General features: G+C 35.7%; 16 protein-coding genes. 9 read left to right on the top strand and 7 right to left on the bottom strand.

The genetic code is table 11. The annotated features are described in order from the left end of the window. The first annotated feature begins 22 nt into the window (after nucleotides 1–22). Nucleotides 23–3,412 carry a DUF7933 domain-containing protein gene (locus tag NCE97_RS03430; protein WP_353777465.1) on the top strand — a complete coding sequence of 1,130 codons (3,390 nt, stop codon included), beginning with the start codon at nucleotides 23–25 and terminating at the stop codon, nucleotides 3,410–3,412. Here the strand turns inward: NCE97_RS03430 and NCE97_RS03425 are convergent. After that, nucleotides 3,409–3,762, bottom strand: a complete 354-nt coding sequence (locus NCE97_RS03425; protein WP_353777464.1) for a DoxX family protein — start codon at nucleotides 3,760–3,762, stop codon at nucleotides 3,409–3,411. The two genes, NCE97_RS03430 and NCE97_RS03425, sit on opposite strands and share 4 nt — an antisense overlap. Before the next feature lie 2 nt (nucleotides 3,763–3,764). Continuing rightward, complete coding sequence (locus NCE97_RS03420; RefSeq protein WP_353777463.1) at nucleotides 3,765–4,511, bottom strand: DUF8457 domain-containing protein; 747 nt, start codon at nucleotides 4,509–4,511, stop codon at nucleotides 3,765–3,767. A 102-nt stretch (nucleotides 4,512–4,613) separates the two neighbouring features. Between NCE97_RS03420 and NCE97_RS03415 the strand changes: the two genes are divergently transcribed. The 6 genes from NCE97_RS03415 (at nucleotide 4,614) to NCE97_RS03390 (ending at nucleotide 11,602) form a co-directional block, all read left to right on the top strand. Then, nucleotides 4,614–5,264, top strand: a complete 651-nt coding sequence (locus tag NCE97_RS03415; protein WP_353777462.1) for a thymidine kinase — start codon at nucleotides 4,614–4,616, stop codon at nucleotides 5,262–5,264. Beyond that, the gene (gene alr / locus NCE97_RS03410) at nucleotides 5,257–6,363 is read left to right on the top strand and encodes an alanine racemase (RefSeq protein ID WP_353777461.1); all 1,107 of its coding nucleotides are present in this window, start codon (nucleotides 5,257–5,259) and stop codon (nucleotides 6,361–6,363) included. The genes NCE97_RS03415 and alr overlap by 8 nt, the downstream gene beginning before the upstream one ends. A gap of 84 nt (nucleotides 6,364–6,447) precedes the next feature. Beyond that, nucleotides 6,448–6,843 (top strand): large conductance mechanosensitive channel protein MscL, encoded by a 396-nt coding sequence (gene mscL / locus NCE97_RS03405; protein WP_353777486.1) that lies wholly within the window; start codon nucleotides 6,448–6,450, stop codon nucleotides 6,841–6,843. Nucleotides 6,844–6,940: 97 nt separating this feature from the next. Next, entirely contained in the window at nucleotides 6,941–7,930 is a 990-nt protein-coding gene (locus NCE97_RS03400) for an aspartate-semialdehyde dehydrogenase (RefSeq protein ID WP_353777460.1), read from the top strand. 124 nt (nucleotides 7,931–8,054) lie between these two features. Beyond that, nucleotides 8,055–9,431 carry an Ig-like domain-containing protein gene (locus tag NCE97_RS03395; protein ID WP_353777459.1) on the top strand — a complete coding sequence of 459 codons (1,377 nt, stop codon included), beginning with the start codon at nucleotides 8,055–8,057 and terminating at the stop codon, nucleotides 9,429–9,431. Nucleotides 9,432–9,499: 68 nt separating this feature from the next. Next, nucleotides 9,500–11,602 (top strand): FG-GAP-like repeat-containing protein, encoded by a 2,103-nt coding sequence (locus tag NCE97_RS03390; RefSeq protein WP_353777458.1) that lies wholly within the window; start codon nucleotides 9,500–9,502, stop codon nucleotides 11,600–11,602. Between the two features lie 68 nt (nucleotides 11,603–11,670). On the opposite strand, the gene NCE97_RS03385 is transcribed toward NCE97_RS03390, so the two are convergent. Further along, complete coding sequence (locus tag NCE97_RS03385; protein WP_353777457.1) at nucleotides 11,671–13,215, bottom strand: glycine--tRNA ligase; 1,545 nt, start codon at nucleotides 13,213–13,215, stop codon at nucleotides 11,671–11,673. A gap of 68 nt (nucleotides 13,216–13,283) precedes the next feature. After that, entirely contained in the window at nucleotides 13,284–14,168 is an 885-nt protein-coding gene (locus NCE97_RS03380; RefSeq protein ID WP_353777456.1) for a DUF8428 domain-containing protein, read from the bottom strand. 70 nt (nucleotides 14,169–14,238) lie between these two features. Between NCE97_RS03380 and NCE97_RS03375 the strand changes: the two genes are divergently transcribed. Both NCE97_RS03375 and NCE97_RS03370 read left to right on the top strand, forming a co-directional pair. After that, entirely contained in the window at nucleotides 14,239–14,919 is a 681-nt protein-coding gene (locus NCE97_RS03375; protein ID WP_353777455.1) for a ComF family protein, read from the top strand. A 54-nt stretch (nucleotides 14,920–14,973) separates the two neighbouring features. Continuing rightward, nucleotides 14,974–16,578 (top strand): Ig-like domain-containing domain, encoded by a 1,605-nt coding sequence (locus NCE97_RS03370; RefSeq protein ID WP_353777454.1) that lies wholly within the window; start codon nucleotides 14,974–14,976, stop codon nucleotides 16,576–16,578. Here the strand turns inward: NCE97_RS03370 and NCE97_RS03365 are convergent. From NCE97_RS03365 to NCE97_RS03355, 3 genes are all read right to left on the bottom strand, one after another. After that, entirely contained in the window at nucleotides 16,565–17,344 is a 780-nt protein-coding gene (locus NCE97_RS03365; protein WP_353777453.1) for an amidohydrolase, read from the bottom strand. The genes NCE97_RS03370 and NCE97_RS03365 overlap by 14 nt on opposite strands. 87 nt (nucleotides 17,345–17,431) lie before the next feature. After that, nucleotides 17,432–17,908, bottom strand: coding sequence for a hypothetical protein (locus tag NCE97_RS03360; RefSeq protein ID WP_353777452.1), 477 nt, complete (start codon nucleotides 17,906–17,908; stop codon nucleotides 17,432–17,434). Between the two features lie 58 nt (nucleotides 17,909–17,966). Next, nucleotides 17,967–19,109, bottom strand: coding sequence for a methionine aminotransferase (locus tag NCE97_RS03355; RefSeq protein ID WP_353777451.1), 1,143 nt, complete (start codon nucleotides 19,107–19,109; stop codon nucleotides 17,967–17,969). Nucleotides 19,110–19,164: the final 55 nt, after the last annotated feature.

Genomic DNA, 19,164 nt, shown 5'->3' with positions numbered 1-19,164 from the left:
ATCTTAGTAAAAAGACCAACCAATGAATAAGACTGTAATTACTATTCTTTTCTTTTTAGTTACGCTTTGTACTTATTCCCAAACCACGGATTTAGCTACTTCGGTAGAAGCACAAGACCTCAACGGGAGTGATGTTTCTCAAGTAAATATTTTTCAAGAATTTCAATATGTAACGACAATAATCAATTCTGGAGATAGTGTTAATAATGCGCTATTCTCTCAGGTACTGAATGATCAATTAACAGTGGTGTCGATTACTTCTCAAAACCCTGCTGGTGGTGCAAGTGATGTTACAGATTTTAATGTCACAGGTAGTACAGTTAGTGGTCTCATTGCAAGTATGCCAGCTGATTCTAGTGTTGAAGTAAAGATTGTGGTCGTAGCGCCTGCGCAAATTGGAGGTATTGCAACCACAGCTTCGGTATTTCCTCCCAATGGCACCACGGATACTAACCTAGCTAATAATGATTCTGTCATATCTATTGATGTCCTTGATGTCCCAGTTGATTTTACTGTGACTCATTCCCAAATTACACCTCCAGAGAATACTCCAATTAGTGCTTGGGGAGATACAGTAGTCTATGAGTTCACCATCACTAATAATAGTGAAATTTCTTTTCCTTTGAATGGGTTTTCAGGAAACTTAGAGCTAAACTCTTCACAGAATTACGGTCAGCCAATTGTGGAGTTCGAATATATTGATTGTATTGATACGTCTAATGGCATGGAATGTCCAGATTTATCAGGTATTCCTACTATTACTTTCACCTTAAATAACAATCAAGAAGTATTTCTTTTTTCTGAACAAATTGTTTTTGAACCCAATGGATTCATAACCTTTCAAATGGCTTACAAGTACCTTGATTCGCTATGTGCTTTTGACCCGCAACCCATTTCGGTAAGAAGCTATATTGAAATCACCGCTAATGATGGAGATACTATAGACGAAAACACATCAAACTTTGTAGTTACTGATTTGTTAACGGCAGAATCATGCGATTTCACAGACATCTGTATCGAAACAGTTCAGCTAAGTCCTGCATTAGACACAGTAGTAGATTATGGCGACCTCATAACTTTTGAAACTACAGTCTGTAATAATGGTCCTTTGGATGCGCCTATGCGATTTTTTCTTCAGAACTTAACGGCGTCTATTCAATGGGAAATCCAAAGTCTAGAGTGTGTTGGAACTACGGGTTCAATCACCTGTGATGATTTTACACTATCTGTTGGTGACCAGTTTTGGGTATCCAGTAATTATGTAATGCCAGCTGATGCCACTATTACAGTAATCACTACTTTAATTTATTTAGAACCTGAATGCATTACTGGCGAACCTATTTTAGAAACTCATGTCCGCTCTGCAACAAACATCCTATCGCCTATAATTTTTGATTTAGATTTATCTAACAACTTTGATAGTGATTTTGTTGACGTAAATAATAGTGGAACGGAATGCCCTGAAGCTAATCTTCAGGTTTCAAAAACTCAAATATCTCCTCAACTTCCAGAAGGTAGCGACATGGATAATACTACTGCCTGGGGAGAAATCACATATGAAATCACAATTACCAATGCTGGTGCAGATGATGTACAAGTTGCACTGGTTGATTTAATGCCGCCTTCTAATATTGATATAGCCACAGCAAGCCTAGTTTCTATAGATTGTGTGAATACAACAGGAACAGCTGCTTGCCAACCCGTTATTAATGCAAACTTTGATGTTGAATTTGATGGGGAAAGTAATCAAGCCAATATTCCCGATATCTTTTGGGAAATTACTGAGGATGAAAACTGGGTTCTTCCTGCCAATAGCTCTGTTACTTACCATGTTGTTGTAGACTGGCAACCGATATGCTCTTTTAATGCAATTTCGGTAGAAAATACGGTTTCTGTTACTCCCATAGGCGATTTTGGCGAAGCACAAGGCAATGATAATACATCAACAAGCACAACCTATTTTGCACCTTGTGTAGATTTGATTGTACAAACCTTCCCAGAATTCACACAGGTTGGCGTCAATGAACCCTTTAATTGGATTGTTGATATTAGTAATAGTAGTACAAGTTCGCCTGCTTTTGAAGCCATTTTTGAAAACCTACTAGATCCTTCTTTTACAATTACAGGAACACCAACATGCGTTAATACCTCTGGTAATGCAGTATGCCCTGCAACTTTTAATATTAATGGAAATTCTATTGATGCTGTCATCCCTTCAATAGATGTTGGATCTACAATTAGAATTGAAATTCCTGTTATTGCTCCAGGTACAGGAGGTGCTTTTACTAACACTTCTGAAGTTATTCCAAGTGAAATAAATAATGAAGAGCTTGTCCCAGAAACCAATATCTCGATAAGTAGTGTTCAAGTGATCTCTCCAAGTCTATCTAAAATTTTTGAGCCAGATACTATTTTTACTGGTCAGGAAAGCACACTAACATTTACGGTTTTCAATACTGGTTCTAATGAATCTCAGGAAAATATTGCTTTTACCGATAATCTACCTAATGGTGTTACATTATCTGGAAGTCCATTCTGGTCTGAAGCTAATGGATGCACAGGGAATTTTATTGGAGATGCAGGTGATGATTTTGTTGGAATTACAGATTTAATGTTTCCCGAGGGGGTAGAAAGCTGTTCATTCTCTGTCACTGTTACTTCAAATACTATAGGGCTTTACATAAATGAAGAACTCAATTTTACTGATCAATTAAATATTGATACTTCTGGTGTTTTTGCAACTCTAAATGTTACTGAGGATACTACTAATGTAGATATTGAAGTCATAAAAACTGTAACTCCAGAAGAAGTAACGCTAGGTGAAGATGTCGAATTTTCAATAACAATCACTAACATTGGAACTACAGTTGCCACATCAATAGAAATTTTTGATGCACTGCCCAGTGGTTATTCATTTATAAATGCATCGACGACATTAGGGTCGTATGATGACATTACAAATCTATGGTCTGTACAAAGTCTTTTCCCTGGTGAATATGCTACATTAACTATTGCTGCTACTACGATTTCAGCAACAGATCTTTTGAATATTGCATCGTTAGTACAACTAAATGAAATAGACAGAGATGACACTAATAATTCAGACTCCGCTGAAGTCATTATTAATAATTGCTTGGAGATGTATCAAGGATTTTCTCCAAATGGAGATAACCTCAACGATGTTTTGACTATTCCTTGCATTGAAAGTTTCCCAGACAACAATCTTAAGATCTTTAATCGTTTGGGTGTTTTGGTGTTTGAAGAAAGTAACTATAAGAATGATTGGGATGGTAGAGCTAATAAAGGGCTTTTGAGAACCAATGATTTGCTTCCTGTGGGTACTTATTTTTACATTCTTGACGGTACAGATATTCCCAAGAAAAGAGTCGGTTGGATTTATTTAAACTATTAATCTCTAACTCGCTTCCCGAGAAAATAAGAAATCAAAAGTATAGGAATAGCATAATAAGATAATCCTACCGGATGGCCTGCTGTATAATGTGCTGCAGAAGCAAGTATTAAGTCAAAGAAAAATCCTGCATAAGCCCATTCTGTTAGCCATTTACTGTAACGCCACAAAATCATTACCACACCCAATACTTTTAAAACTGCTAACGGAATTACAATGTAAGTTGGGTAATTGAAGCTTTCGAAAAAGCCTTTCACCATGTCTGTTTTAGTGAAATACATCGATGCGGAATACAGCATCACCAGACACAAAAGAATAGTTGTAATCCAGTACAGGAGTTTTTTATACTCCATATTTAGTTGAATTTATTTTGAACGATTTCCATGAAGCGCTCTTCGTATTCTTCCTTGCCTTCCCAATCGTTATAATCTGGTTTAATGATATTTTGAATCAAACGCTCAGCATCTTCAAGTGTAGAAGCAGTATTAATTTGCGATACAACACGATCGTAATCTTCACTTTTACCATCAAATAGATGTTTTATAAAAGCAATCTTGTCATTTAATCCTATTTGAAGACTTCCTACCTTTAGTTTATCATTCAAAGACTTTGGTTTACTTTCTTCTTCACGTTTTAGAGCATCTTCTAGAGGTTCAAACTCTGGCATTTCGGCAAAGTCCGCTACAATAGATTCTAATTCTTCTGTGTGTTGCCCATTTTCTTTAATCGGTTCAGCTTCAAGTATAGTGTCTACTTGTTGTGCCTCTTGTGGCATTTGAGCAACCAAATCTTTAATCTTTTCCATTAATGGCTGCGTAATGACTTCACGATCTGTATCAAGGTTCACATAAATCTTATCTTCTACCTCAATATTATCACTTACTTTATTATTGAAAGCCGTATCCAACATTCCGAAGAAAGAAGAATCTCCACCAATGGTTGGCATATCGTCTTCAAAATTCTCTTGCCCAAACTTAAGAACCGTCAACTTTTCATAAAGTGCAGCTACTTCAGCATGCATTTTTATGACATCTTCCTTTCCTTTTAATTTAAGAATTCTATGTGCAATGCTTATTAATTCTGATTCTAGTTTCTTCTTCATAACTTATAAGATTAAAATGCCAAATACTTTTGTTTTTTAATAAATTTGCGTCACCTTTATAAAAAACGAAATAAGCCTCGTTTTAGTCTTTAAAATTACAAAATGTTTCTCGAAAATACCGTAAATCATAAAGAACAATTTGGATGGATAGAAGTGATTTGTGGCTCAATGTTTTCTGGTAAAACCGAAGAGCTCATAAGAAGACTCAAACGCGCCCAATTTGCAAGACAAAAAGTAGAGATTTTCAAACCTGCTATTGACACCAGATATGATGATGATGAAGTTGTCTCGCACGACGATAATTCTATCCGCTCAACACCTGTTCCTGCTGCAGCAAATATTCCTATCCTAGCAGATAGTTGTGATGTTGTTGGTATTGATGAAGCACAGTTCTTCGATGATGAAATTGTAAGAGTATGTAATGATTTGGCCAATAAAGGTATTCGCGTTATCGTAGCAGGGTTGGACATGGATTTTAAAGGCAATCCTTTTGGCCCAATGCCTTACCTTATGGCTACAGCTGAGTACGTTACTAAGGTACATGCCATTTGTACCCGAACAGGGAATTTGGCGCAATACAGCTACAGAAAAGCCAAAAGTGATGACTTGGTTTTACTTGGAGAAGTTGATGAATATGAGCCGCTTAGTAGAGCTGCTTTTTATAAAACCATGTTACGAGACAAAGTTCGTAATATGAAAGTGAAAGATGCCGAAGAGGTATCGCCTAAAACTCAAAAAAGGTCTAATGCCTAAAGCTCAAGAAACTTGTCTTGAAATAGATTTAAAGGCACTTGAGCATAACTTCAAGCACCTAAAATCTAAATTAAATCCTCATACTCGATTTTTAGCAGTAGTTAAGGCTTTTGCTTATGGTAGCGATGCTGAAGTTATAGCTAATCACCTTCAAAAATTAGATGTCGATTACTTTGCTGTAGCCTACACTACCGAAGGTATTGCATTACGCAATGCAGGAATTACCAAGCCTATTATGGTGCTTCACCCTTTACCAGTTCATTTTGAAGACATTATTGAGCGTTGCTTAGAACCTGCACTTTACAATGCTAAAGTGCTTAATGAATTTATAGCTAAAGCCGAAGCACTAAATCAAAAAGCCTATCCTGTTCATATAAAATTCAATACAGGTTTGAACCGATTAGGGTTTTGGGAAAATGATGTTGATTTTATTGCTTCAAAGGTTTCAGAATCAGAATCCATTACCGTACGATCAATATTCTCACATCTTGCTGCAAGTGAAGATCTAAATGAAAAAGAATTCACTTTGAAACAAATTGAAGATTTTAAAGCCATAGCTGAAGAATTTTCAAAAAAAACCAATACTAATCCTTGGCTACACCTGTGTAATACTTCTGGAACCATTAATTATCCAGAAGCACATTTAGATATGGTTCGTTGTGGTATAGGACTTTATGGTTTTGGCAATGATAAAAATGAAAACAAACATTTAAAACCAATTGCTACACTAAAATCTGTTATTTCTCAAATTCATCTCATTGAACCCAATGAAACTGTCGGATATAACAGAGCCTACAGTGCAAAAAGTTATGAGAAAACAGCAACGATACCTATCGGTCATGCAGATGGTATTGGCAGACAATATGGTAATGAAAAGGGCTATATAATTATCAATGGTAAGAAAGCACCTATTATAGGTAATGTCTGCATGGATATGATTATGGTGAATATTACTAATATTGAATGTCGCGAAGGTGATGAAGTGATTATTTTTAATGGAGAACATTCTGCTGAAGACTTTGCATCACAAGCCAATACTATTTCTTATGAAATTATCACTGCCATTTCTCAAAGAATAAAACGAATCGTAATAGCATAATTCCTCTTCATAATTTTAACATTTCTCTTTTTTGGTTATTTTAGTAATCTATTAACTAACTAATTAAACATATACACTATGGGAATGTTAAAAGAATTTAAGGACTTTGCCATGAAAGGCAATTTAGTAGACATTGCAGTTGGTTTTGTAATGGGTGCTGCCTTTAACAAGGTGGTTGCTTCATTTACTGGCGGTATTGTCTCTCCGCTTATTGGTCTAATTTTCAACGCCGACTTTAAATCTTTAAAGTATGTATTAAAAGAGGGAGTTGCTAATGCGGAAGGTGTCATTGAAGGTGAAGTTGCGTTACATTGGGGAGCTTTCTTAACCAATGTTATTGACTTTATTATCGTAGCATTTGTGATGTTCATGGTTGTCAAAGCGGTTAACAAAATGAAGAAGCCAGAAGAACCAGCACCACCATCTGGGCCATCTGAAATTGATTTATTGACAGAAATTAGAGATTCACTTAAGAAATAAACATTCTTAATAAAACTATAAATTCAAAGCCACTTCTAAACAGAAGTGGCTTTTTTATTGAAAACTTAAGTACATTTGCTTCATAATTGAATTATTTATGAAAGTAGCATTAGTTGGAGCCACTGGTTTAGTTGGTGAAGTTATGTTGAAAGTTCTTGAAGAACGTAGTTTTCCTGTAAGTGAATTAATCCCTGTAGCTTCCGAAAGAAGCATTGGTAAAGAAATTTCATTCAAAGGAAAACCATACAAAGTCTGTGGAATGACCGATGCTATAGGGCAAAAGCCTGATATTGCTCTGTTTTCAGCTGGTGGTGGAACTTCAAAAGAATGGGCACCAAAGTTTGCTGAAGTAGGCACAACAGTCATAGATAATTCATCAGCTTGGCGAATGGATCAAACCAAAAAATTGGTAGTTCCAGAGATTAACGCCAAAGCGCTCTCATCTGATGACAAAATCATTGCAAACCCTAATTGCTCTACGATACAAATGGTAATGGCTCTTGCGCCGTTGCATGATAAGTACAAAATTAAACGTATCGTAGTTTCTACTTACCAATCTGTTTCTGGTACTGGAGTTAAAGCAGTAAAGCAACTAGAAAACGAAATGGCTGGTATTAAGGGCGAAATGGCCTACCCTTACCCAATACACAGAAATGCTTTACCACACTGTGATGTTTTCGAGGAAAATGGATATACCAAAGAAGAAATGAAATTGGTTAGAGAGACTCAAAAAATTCTTGATGACAGAACTATTGCAGTAACTGCAACTGCTGTGCGTATACCAACCTCTGGTGGCCATAGCGAATCTGTAAATATTGAATTTGAAAATGACTTTGATATTCAAGACGTCAGGCAGATTCTCAATAATACCCCTGGTGTAACGCTTCAAGATAATATTGATGTCAATACTTATCCTATGCCAATCTATGCTCATGGAAAAGATGATGTTTTTGTAGGCCGTATTAGAAGGGATGGTTCTCAGCCTAATTCATTAAATATGTGGATAGTAAGTGACAACCTAAGGAAAGGTGCTGCTACCAATGCTGTTCAAATTGCTGAATATTTGGTTAAAAACAGTCTGGTTTAGAACCACAACATTTGCACATCATCGATTTTTTATTCTCCTTGGCAGCAAAAAGTTGCCATACAACTAATTAATTCCCAAAATACTAGCTTAATTTAGTATATTCGGTATCCAAATTTTACTGTAAATGCTAAAAAATTGCTGTAAATTTTCAGGAGTTCTATTACTCCTGCTGATTTTTTTATCCTGTTCTGAAGATAATGGAACTATGCAACCATTGTTGGTTAATGCACAGGATGATAGTGCGCAGGTATTTCAGAATGCCTCTGTCGATATAAATGTTTTATCCAATGATACTAATGTGATGAATGAAGGCTCTTTTACATTAGGCACTAGTATTAATGCAACTCTAGAAGTATTAGATAACGGAACTCCTAATAATCCTAGTGATGATAGAGTACGCTATACTCCTAATGCTGATTTCTTTGGAGAAGACTCATTTCAATATACCATATGTTCAAGTCCAGAAAACTGTTCATCAGCTACAGTGACAGTAACAGTTAACCCTGTTACTATCGTAAATTTCAACTTAGATGAAATGCCATACGACACTTTAGATGAATATAACTTCTTCAGTGGTAATATGGCGGATTTAAATCCTACTTACGGCGTTCTACCATACGATATTATTACACCTTTGTTTTCGGATTATGCTACCAAGAAAAGATTTATTTGGATGCCAAATGGAAGCAGTGCATCATACATAAACGATTATTCGATAATGGACTTCCCTGTTGGTACTATTTTGATTAAAACATTCCTGTACGACAATGTCTTACCAGCCGGAAATAAAAGAATCTTGGAAACAAGACTACAAATAAAAAAAGAAAGTGGTTGGCAGTTTGCCAACTATAAATGGAATGAGGCTCAAACCGAAGCTGTGTTTGACCTTTCCGGAAGTTTTGAACAGATAGAGTTTGAAATTGATGGTGTGGTTAGAAATGTAAACTATGGTGTTCCTGCTGAACCTTCGTGTTTAACATGTCATAAATCAGCAGCTGATGTGCCATTCCCAATTGGAATGAAACCTCAGAGTCTAAACAGAATGTATGCATATGATGAAGGCACTATGAATCAACTGCAAAAGTGGGAAGAGTTTGGATATTTAGAAAGCGGATACCCTACAGATATCGTTAGCCACGTAGATTGGGAGGACGAATCAGAACCTTTAGAATTAAGGGTTAGATCTTACTTAGACATTAACTGTGCACACTGTCACTCAGAAAGTGGGCATTGTAATTATAGACCTGTTAGATTTTCTTTCAAAAAATCTGGGGAAGACATTGCTAATCTTGGTGTATGTGTAGACGCTCATGAAGTGTTTGATGCGTCTTTGACAAAGATTATTGAACCTGGTAATGTTGATAGGTCGATACTAGCATTTAGAATAGATACCGTTGAAGAATCACTGAGAATGCCATTACAGGGTAGAACACTGAGACATGATGAAGGCGTAGCCCTTGTACAAGAATGGATTAACTCATTAACCGTAGAATGTGAATGATATAATAATATATAAACAAATTAAATTTTAACTCACTAATTAGAATACCAAAATAAATAACCCCGATTATGAAAAAATTATTACTTTTTTGTATCAGCATGGCGACTGCACTATCGGTTTCAGCACAGGTTGGAGAAGATAGTTGTGCAGATGCTTTAGCTGCAACATCGATAGTTGCTGATGTTACTTACTCCATAGGCACTATAAACGGTGACGACCCACCACTATTTTGTGTTGGTAGTAGTACAAATGTTACTGGTGGAGAATGGGTAAAATACGTACCATCTCAAGATTATATAGTATCTGTTAGTGCTGATTTGGCACAAAACGAAGGAAAAGATACTAGAGTTCATGTTTTTACTGGAGACTGTGGTTCTCTAACTTGTGTAGCTGGTGACGATGACACAGGTGTCATTGGAAACCCTAGCTACTTATCTGTTGTTGAGTTTGACGCGGTTGCAAATACGACTTACTACATCGTATGGGATGATAGATGGGGAGACAGTAGCGATTTTGATTTTATCTTAACTGAGACTGATCCACCACCTCCAGCACCAACTTCTCCAATTACATTTGTTCAATCTTCTATAAGTGCTCCTGGTTCTTATGATCTTGGATTGATAGATATGAATGGAGACTTCCTGGATGATCCTGTTTCTGTAAGTTCTAACAAAATCTATATCAACGAGCAACAACCAGATGGTTCATTTGTATTTAGAGAAATCACTACAACTTCTGCAGACTTCCTTCCTGGATGGAGTATGGCTGCAGGAGATTTTGATGCTAATGGATATAATGATTTATTATATGGTTCTGGTACTGGTGTTACCTTTATGCAAGCAAATGCAGATGGTACTGCTTATACAGAAATTTCAGGTCCAGAATATGTTTTCTCACAAAGATCAAATTTTGTTGACCTTAACATTGATGGTCATTTAGATGCCTTTGTTTGTCATGATGTAGCGCCAAGTGTATCTTATATCAACGATGGATCTAACAACTTAGTCTTCAACAATTCTAATGGTCTTGGAAGCTATTCTTCTGGTGGTAATTATGCCTCTATATGGGTTGATTATGACAATGATGGTGATATAGATATGTTTATGGCTAAATGTGGTGGTTCTGGTGACAGACCAAAAAACCAATTACATAGAAATGATGGAAATGGAAGTTTTACTGAAATTGCCAACGATCCTGGTATAAACCTATGGGACAATATCCAAACATGGTCTTCTGCTTGGGGAGATTTTGATAATGATGGTGATATGGATGTGTATGTAGGATCTAGTACAGGTAGTGACCATACCTTAATGAAAAACAACCTTATTGAGCGTCAAAGCAACCCTTCATTAGATTTATTTGTTGATGTTACAGCAGGAGCTGGAATAACACTAACTGAATCTATAGGACATGAGAACATTGCTCACGATTTTGATAACGACGGAAATTTAGATGTATACTCTAATGGTGTTATCTTATTTGGTAATGGAGACTTAACGTTTAGTGCTATTACTACACTTACTTTACCTCCAGGTTACGGTGGTGCTATCGGAGACATTAACAATGATGGTTATTTAGATCTTTTTGCTAACGGTAGTTTATATACTAACCAAAAAGAAACCAACCACAACTGGATAAAAATTGTAACCATTGGTAAAGCTTACGATGGATTAACTAATGGTAGTAACAGAAATGGTATTGGAGCAAGAGTTGAAATCAATACACCTTCTGGAACTCAAATTAGAGATGTTCGCGCAGGTGATGGATTTAAGTATATGAATTCTCTTAACACACACTTTGGTATTGGAACTGATACACAAATTAATTATGTGAAGGTTACTTGGCCAGGTGGTATTGAGGATGTTATTTCTAACCCAGCTATTAACTCTACACTTCAGGTTCCTGAAGGAGACTTTACGTTATCTTTCGAGGAAACTAGTGTGGACAATTTAATCATGCATCCAAACCCAACTAAAGATGTTCTAAACCTTAATTCAACATTAAGCTTACAAGGCGTTGTTTATAGTGTGTTTAACATCAATGGTGGACGTGTGATGAATGGAAAGTTAAATAGTGACACTTTAGATGTATCTGAACTAGCTTCAGGAAACTATATCTTAAGACTTAAACTAGAGAATGCAACTAAAACTCAGAAGTTTATTAAGTACTAATTATTTTCATATATAAACAAAAAAGCCAGTGCAAATGCACTGGCTTTTTTGTGTTCGTTATGTTTTGACTACATCTTCATGAGCCAATTTTTCACATCAACTTCTTCTTTTACTACAGCCTTTATTTCATCAATCGCAATTCGTTTTTGCTCCATAGTATCTCTGTATCGAATTGTTACAGTATTATTTTCTAAACTTTCTCCATCGACTGTAATACAAAATGGTGTCCCAGCTGCATCTTGTCTTCTGTAGCGTCTTCCGACTGCATCTTTTTCATCATAAGCTACACTAAAGTCCCACTTAAGGTCATTAACGATATCCTTAGACATTTTCACCAATCCTTCATCCTTTCTAACCAATGGTAAAATTGCAGCTTTTGTAGGCGCTAACACAGCTGGTAATTTTAACACGTCTCTGGTAGTACCATCTTCTAATACTTCTTCTTGAAGTGAATTAGAGAACACTGCTAAGAACATTCTATCCAAACCTATCGAAGTTTCTAGTACATAAGGCACATAACTCCTATTCTCTTCATGATCGAAGTATTGCAGTTTCTTCCCAGAATATTCTTCGTGTTGAGCCAAATCAAAATCTGTACGCGAGTGGATTCCTTCTAGTTCTTTAAATCCAAATGGGAACCTGAACTCTATATCTGCTGCTGCATCTGCATAGTGTGCTAACTTTTCATGATCGTGGAAGCGGTAATTATCTTCTCCCAGACCCAATGACAAGTGCCACTTAAGACGATGCTCTTTCCAGTACTTATACCATTCTTGTTGTGTTCCTGGTTTTATGAAGAATTGCATTTCCATTTGTTCAAACTCACGCATTCTAAAAATGAATTGTCTTGCAACAATTTCGTTTCTGAACGCTTTTCCTGTTTGAGCAATTCCGAAAGGAATCTTCATCCTACCAGTTTTTTGCACGTTAAGGAAATTCACAAAAATACCTTGAGCAGTTTCTGGTCTAAGATATAGATCTGTCGCATGCTCTGCAGAAGCTCCAAGCTTAGTTCCAAACATTAAATTGAATTGCTTAACATCAGTCCAGTTTTTACTTCCAGACAGTGGGCAAGCAATTTCTAATTCTTCAATCAGAGCCTTCACATCTGCTAAATCTTCATTCTCTAAAGATCGTCCTAAACGCTTAAGGATTGCATCTCCTTTTTCTTTATACTGAAGTACTCTAGGATTAGTAGATAGAAACTGGTCTTTGTCAAAAGCATCTTCAAATCGCTTGGCAGCTTTTTTCACTTCTTTCTCTATCTTGGCATCTAGTTTTCCGACATAATCTTCAACAAGTACATCAGCTCTGTAGCGCTTTTTAGAATCCTTGTTATCAATCAACGGGTCGTTAAATGCATCGACATGGCCTGAAGCTTTCCAAGTTGTTGGGTGCATAAAGATTGCTGCATCGATTCCAACAATATTATCGTGCATTTGCACCATAGCCTTCCACCAATAATCTCTGATGTTTTTCTTTAGTTCAACACCATTTTGGCCATAGTCATATACTGCGCTTAATCCATCATAGATTTCACTACTCTGAAACACATAACCATATTCCTTGGCATGTGCAATTACCTTCTTGAATTTGTCCTCTTTATTTGCCATGCTGCAAAAATAAAAAACCGCTCTAACTGAAGAACGGTTTTTATTAAAATAATAGCTTGAGTTAAATATTATTTTAGATATATCTCTGTACTTCCAAGTTTTACTCCATTATGAAACGCACTTATGTAGTATTTACCTTCGAGCAAAGGCATTTCTTGTTTGCTAGCGCCTATAGCTGTGCAAACTCCCATAGATTGGTTTCTATAGTGAACTGTAGTCTTGGCACTGTAGATTAAGGAAGAATCATCGAATTTTGCGACACCTTTGTCTGCAAAAACATTATTCCTTGGATCTACAATTTGTATGTAAATGTCTTTTTTTCCTGGTTTTGTGAGAACGTTTTCTGCAAGTGTTATGCAAACGTCTATAACATTAGTCTTAGAAGCTTTGGTTGTAGCCAATTTTCTTCCTAGAACAGTATTGTAAGATGACACATCAAATGCCATAGCTTTTAGTGCAGATGCTTCTTCTATTGTAGTCTTTAGAGACTCATTAACCTCAGTAAGGACTGTGTTCTCATCCTGTTGAAGTTTAAGAGCTTCTTCTGCCTCTCTAACATCTTCTTCCAATTCAGCATTAGTGGTTTCCAAAGTTTCAACAGAAGCTTCTAACCTCTTGTTCTTTGAAACCAAACCACGTGCCTGATCCTTATACTTAGCAATTACGGATAAATCACTATTCAATAATCTTAGTGAGTCCAGAGCGATTTTTGTGTTTTGTTTAGCGTCTTCGAGTTCTGATGATAAAGAGGTATTAACAGAAGTTAAATCATCATTTGTCGAAATCATTTGGGACAGTTCGCTTTCTACCAGTTTTTTTTCTTCTTCTATAGCGTTTTTTTGTTGTTCAATGGATATATAGTTTGAAAAACTAAAAACTGTTAAAACTGCAATGGCAACAATTAATGAACTAATAATTAATCTGTAGTTAAATAATTGAGGGTTAACTATCATTATTAATTTTCATAATTTCAATGCACAAAAGTAACAGTATCCACAACTTTATTTTATTTTTATCGATAAAGTGATAATAAATTTGTTAAACTTATTTTTTCCCAAATCTTGTCTTGGATGTAGAACCCATCTTAGTGACAATGAAAATTACATTTGTACCTCTTGCAGACATCAACTTCCGACAACTAATTTTCACTTTGAAGACGATTCAGAAATGAAAAAAATCCTGTTCGGACGTGTTTCTCTTGAAAATGCCACAGCTCTATTTCACTTTTCAAAAAAGGGCATAGTACAAGAATTGCTTCATAATCTAAAATATAGACGACATGAATCCATCAGCACTTATCTTGGTCAGTGGCTTGGAGAAGAATTGAAATCTGTTCAATCCTATGAAGACATAGATATTGTTATCCCTGTTCCGCTGCATAAATCCAAAATGAGAAAGCGTGGCTATAACCAAGTCGCAGAGTTTGGTAAAGAAATAGCGAATGCTTTACAAGTGGATTACAATGACACACTTCTTAAAAAAAGCTCGGCATTGAAAACTCAGGTTTTCAAAAGTCGAATAAAACGTTGGTCAGATAGTAATACTGCTTTCAATCTTACACAAACAGAACATCTAAGTGGCAAGCATATTTTATTAGTGGATGATATTATTACTACTGGAGCTACAATTGAGGCCTGTGCTAATGAATTGTTAAAAATTGAGAATATAAAGTTAAGTATTGCAACAATGGCAATTGCGAATTAATTTTTACGTTTGTATGCCAAATAAGTCGTTTCTTTGCGCCATAATAATCTGAAAATGCTCAAACGCAGTTCTCAATTTCTTTTTGCATTAATTTCTCTTAGCTTTATTATTGGTTGTGCCAATCGAGGTACGCCTTCTGGAGGTGAAAAAGATGTTACACCACCAGAAATCATAAGATCCACACCAGAGAACTTTACGACCAATTTCACAGGTGATGAAATAAGAATTTATTTTGATGAGTATATCAAAGTTAAAGATCTTCAAAAACAGCTTATTATTTCACCACCAATGGATCCAGAACCAGACATCATACCTCTAGGGACTGCAAGCAAATATATTCGCATCAAAATTAAAGACACGTTACTTCCCAACACCACTTATGCCTTTAACTTTGGGCAAAGTATTGTCGACAATAATGAAGAAAATCCATATCCTTATTATCGCTATGTGTTTTCTACAGGAGAAACCATTGATTCACTGTCTGTAAGCGGTCAAGTTATGGATGCTAGCAATAGAGTTACAGATAAGTTTATTTCTGTAATGCTGTATGAGGTTGATTCAACATTTACAGATTCTATTGTATATAAAGAAAAACCAAAATACGTTACCAATACGCTCGATAGTACTACTGTCTTCAGTATCGACAATATAAAATCTGGCAAGTATATGCTTGTTGCACTAAAAGAAGAGAGCGGCAACTTTACGTTTCAACCAAAAACTGATAAAATTGGTTTCCATAAAGAGTTTATCGAGGTACCAACAGATTCTACCTATTTGATAAAATTATTTCAGGAAGAGCTAGATTTTAAGGCATTGAGACCAAGGCAAGTTGCAGGTCAAAAAATTGCTTTTGGCTATGAAGGTAATTATAAAGGCACTACCATTGATATGCTCGATTCAAAGCCTGAAGGCTCTGAAATTAGAATCACAAAGGATAAAGATGTAGATACTTTATATTATTGGTACAAGCCAAAAGTAGAACTCGATTCAACGTTATTTAGGATAACCAATAACACTCATGTTGACACGCTCAAACATCGCTTTAGAGATCTTGAAAAAGATTCGTTGACCTTGTCTTCAGAACCTAGAGGAACCCTAAAATTTGATGATGATTTTACCATTACAGGTTCTGTTCCATTTGCTAAGATCGACAAATCTTATATTACTATTATAGATAAGGATTCTTTGGCTGTTGATTACCAAACCGAGTTAGATACACTTTTCAATACGTATAAATTCAAGTTTGATAAAAAAGAGGACGAAACCTATAAGGTACAATTACTACCAAACGCATTGACAGACTTTTTCGGGAATGTGAATGATACACTAAACTATACTTTGCGAACCAAAGATTTCACACAATATTCAGATATTAGATTGAGATTAATCAATGCGAAGTACCCTGTTATTGTTCAACTTGTAGATGACACTAACAAAGTATTTTACGAGCAATACGTTACAGAAAATAAACCTGTTGACTTTGAGCATATCGCACCAAAGGACTATTATATAAGGGTTATTTTTGATGAAAACGAAAACGGTAAATGGGACTCTGGAAATTATCTTAAAGGCATTCAACCCGAACGCATAAGTTTCTACCCAGAAAAAGTAGAAGCCAGAGCAAATTGGATTAATCAACCCGAGTTTACTTTAGACTAAAACTGTCTCTATCTTCGAGAAACTGTAATTTATCTCTATAGGTTTTGATATGGCTTTTAGAAAGTGTAATAACTTCTATTTGCTCCTTACCTACTTCTATATTGTCTAATCGATTTCCAAGCACATCATACGCTGCAGAATGTCCAGAATATTCGTAATTGTTTCCATCCAATCCTACTCTATTCACACCAATACAATAACTCATATTCTCAATGGCTCTAGCTTTGAGTAAAGTGGACCAGGCATCAACTCTTACTTTTGGCCAATTGGCAACATAGATCAAAAGATCGTAATCTTCAGTATTTCTGGCCCATACAGGAAATCTCAAATCATAGCAAACAAGTGGACATATGCTCCAGCCTTTATAATCGACTATGAGTTTTTTATCGCCTGCCTTATAAACTTTGTGCTCTCCAGCCAAAGTGAATGTGTGTTTTTTATCATAGGTGCTTATTACTCCGTTTGGCTCTACAAATAATAATCGATTGTAAAATGCACCTTCTTCTTCTACAATAATACTTCCTGTTATAGCGACATCCTTTTTAGAAGCCATATCTAACAACCATTGTACTGTTTCTCCTTGCATGGTTTCTTTATTGCCATTGGCATTCATAGTGAAGCCTGTGGTAAACATTTCTGGCAGTACAATTACATCAACATCTTCATCAATACTATTTATCTTCTCAGTGAAGTTCTTTCTGTTTTGTGTAGCATTTTCCCAAGCCAAGCTCGATTGAATCAATGCGATTTTTAAGTCCTCTTGCATGCTTTAAAATTAGATATTATATACAAAAAAGAAAAGCCAAGCTTGACCATTTTCAAACTTGGCTTAGATTAACCACCTCTAAGTAGATTACATCTTTCTTTTTGCCTTGGCTTGCCTTTGAGTAAGCTTTTCTATCTTTTCTAACATTTTTCGTTCATCTTCTGGCGATAGCTTTCCTTTACTCTTAAGCTTTTCGTATTTCCTGTTGGCTTTATTCAAAGCTTTCGTTGCTTTATCAAATCCTTTTTGGGCTTTTTCTTTTTTTCTAAGTGCTCTTTCTGCTTTCTTAGCTGCCTTCTTTGCTTTTTTCTCAGCCTTTTCTGCTTTTCGTAGTGCTTTCTCTTTCTTCTTTTGAACCTTTTCAGTTTTTGCTTCCTCCGAGGCTTTTTTAAGCCTCTCAATAATTACTTTACGTTGCTCAACTGTAAACGTCTCTGTAACATCCTTATCATCAAGATAGATTCTACCCTTTTTTACCTGATATTGGTTTGTACTTTTTATATCTTCTTGTGCATTGAGTGTCAATCCAAAGCACAGACATAAAATCATCATCCATAGTTTCATACTGTCAAAAGTTTTGATTCTATACTTATGACACAGAAATTTTAAAAAAGTAACATCGTTAAATTTTACGGAGTATTTCAGCAGCTTGTTCTAAAGTCTCTTCAGTCTTGGCAAAGCAAAACCTAAGTACTTTGTCGTCTTTGTTATTATCGTTGAAAACTGAAAGCGGTATTGAGGCAATTCCTTTTTCTTTGGTAAGGCGTTTAGCAAACTCTATGTCGTATTCATTGGTGATTTCAGAATATTCTAGTACTTGAAAATAAGTCCCTTTTGAAGGTGTTGCTTTAAATCTAGATCCTTCTATTAATTGCAAAAACAGGTCACGTTTTTCCTGAAAGAATTTTGGCAACTCTAAATAGTGGTTTGGGTGCTGTAAATATTCTGCCAAACCCTGTTGTGATGGATGGTGTACCGAAAACACATTGAATTGGTGTACTTTCCTAAACTCAACCATCAAATCTTTTGGAGCACAGCAGTAACCAATTTTCCAGCCAGTATTATGAAACGTTTTTCCAAAAGAAGCCACAATAAAACTCCTGTCTTTCAAATCTGGAAACAGACAGGCACTTTGATGCTGCTCGTTATCAAAAATGATATGTTCATAAACCTCATCACTAAGTACAATACAATTGGTGCCTTTTGTCAATTCTTGAAGCTTTAACATGTCTTCCTTATACAAAATAGTGCCACTTGGATTGTGAGGTGTATTGACGATAATCATCTTTGTTTTTGATGAAAACAGTTGTTTTACCTCATCCCAATCTACTCTATACTTTGGTGCACTAAGTTGAATAACTTTAGTAATTCCTCCATTGACTTCTATAGCTGGTTCATAACAATCGTAAGCTGGCTTAAAAATTATCACCTCATCGCCTGGTCTTACAAAGGCAGAAATTATGGTGTAGATTGCTTGAGTAGCTCCAGCAGCAACTGTAATTTCAGAATCTGGGTGATATGAAACATTATACAGCTGTTCTATTTTATTTGAAATGGCTTTTCTCAAATTCAAACTTCCAGCCATTGGTGCATACTGGTTATACCCAGAGTTCATAGCTTCAGAAACCAAATCCATAAGCTTTTGATCACTCTTGAAATTTGGAAAACCTTGCGATAAATTGATAGCTTTATATTCATTAGCCAAAGCACTCATCTCAGTAAAAATGGTAGTGCCTACATTTGGAAGTTTGGATTGGTGTTGCATGCTTGTAAAGATAATAATCTAATCAAAATTTAGTTATATACTTAAACCCTAAACC

Origin of the sequence: Winogradskyella sp. 3972H.M.0a.05, from assembly GCF_040493455.1 — a bacterium.
In the GTDB taxonomy this organism is placed as follows: domain Bacteria; phylum Bacteroidota; class Bacteroidia; order Flavobacteriales; family Flavobacteriaceae; genus Microcosmobacter.
This window is presented reverse-complemented; position numbering and strand designations above follow the sequence as displayed.

What these genes read in the sequence shown, in the direction of transcription:
- alr (WP_353777461.1), top strand. Translation starts at nt 5,257, where the DNA reads ATGCCTAAAGCTCAAGAAACTTGTCTTGAAATAGATTTAAAGGCACTT.
- mscL (WP_353777486.1), top strand. Translation starts at nt 6,448, where the DNA reads ATGTTAAAAGAATTTAAGGACTTTGCCATGAAAGGCAATTTAGTAGAC.
- NCE97_RS03420 (WP_353777463.1), bottom strand. Translation starts at nt 4,511, where the DNA reads ATGAAGAAGAAACTAGAATCAGAATTAATAAGCATTGCACATAGAATT.
- NCE97_RS03415 (WP_353777462.1), top strand. Translation starts at nt 4,614, where the DNA reads ATGTTTCTCGAAAATACCGTAAATCATAAAGAACAATTTGGATGGATA.
- NCE97_RS03380 (WP_353777456.1), bottom strand. Translation starts at nt 14,168, where the DNA reads ATGATAGTTAACCCTCAATTATTTAACTACAGATTAATTATTAGTTCA.
- NCE97_RS03355 (WP_353777451.1), bottom strand. Translation starts at nt 19,109, where the DNA reads ATGCAACACCAATCCAAACTTCCAAATGTAGGCACTACCATTTTTACT.
- NCE97_RS03370 (WP_353777454.1), top strand. Translation starts at nt 14,974, where the DNA reads ATGCTCAAACGCAGTTCTCAATTTCTTTTTGCATTAATTTCTCTTAGC.
- NCE97_RS03430 (WP_353777465.1), top strand. Translation starts at nt 23, where the DNA reads ATGAATAAGACTGTAATTACTATTCTTTTCTTTTTAGTTACGCTTTGT.
- NCE97_RS03390 (WP_353777458.1), top strand. Translation starts at nt 9,500, where the DNA reads ATGAAAAAATTATTACTTTTTTGTATCAGCATGGCGACTGCACTATCG.
- NCE97_RS03425 (WP_353777464.1), bottom strand. Translation starts at nt 3,762, where the DNA reads ATGGAGTATAAAAAACTCCTGTACTGGATTACAACTATTCTTTTGTGT.
- NCE97_RS03360 (WP_353777452.1), bottom strand. Translation starts at nt 17,908, where the DNA reads ATGAAACTATGGATGATGATTTTATGTCTGTGCTTTGGATTGACACTC.
- NCE97_RS03400 (WP_353777460.1), top strand. Translation starts at nt 6,941, where the DNA reads ATGAAAGTAGCATTAGTTGGAGCCACTGGTTTAGTTGGTGAAGTTATG.
- NCE97_RS03385 (WP_353777457.1), bottom strand. Translation starts at nt 13,215, where the DNA reads ATGGCAAATAAAGAGGACAAATTCAAGAAGGTAATTGCACATGCCAAG.
- NCE97_RS03395 (WP_353777459.1), top strand. Translation starts at nt 8,055, where the DNA reads ATGCTAAAAAATTGCTGTAAATTTTCAGGAGTTCTATTACTCCTGCTG.
- NCE97_RS03365 (WP_353777453.1), bottom strand. Translation starts at nt 17,344, where the DNA reads ATGCAAGAGGACTTAAAAATCGCATTGATTCAATCGAGCTTGGCTTGG.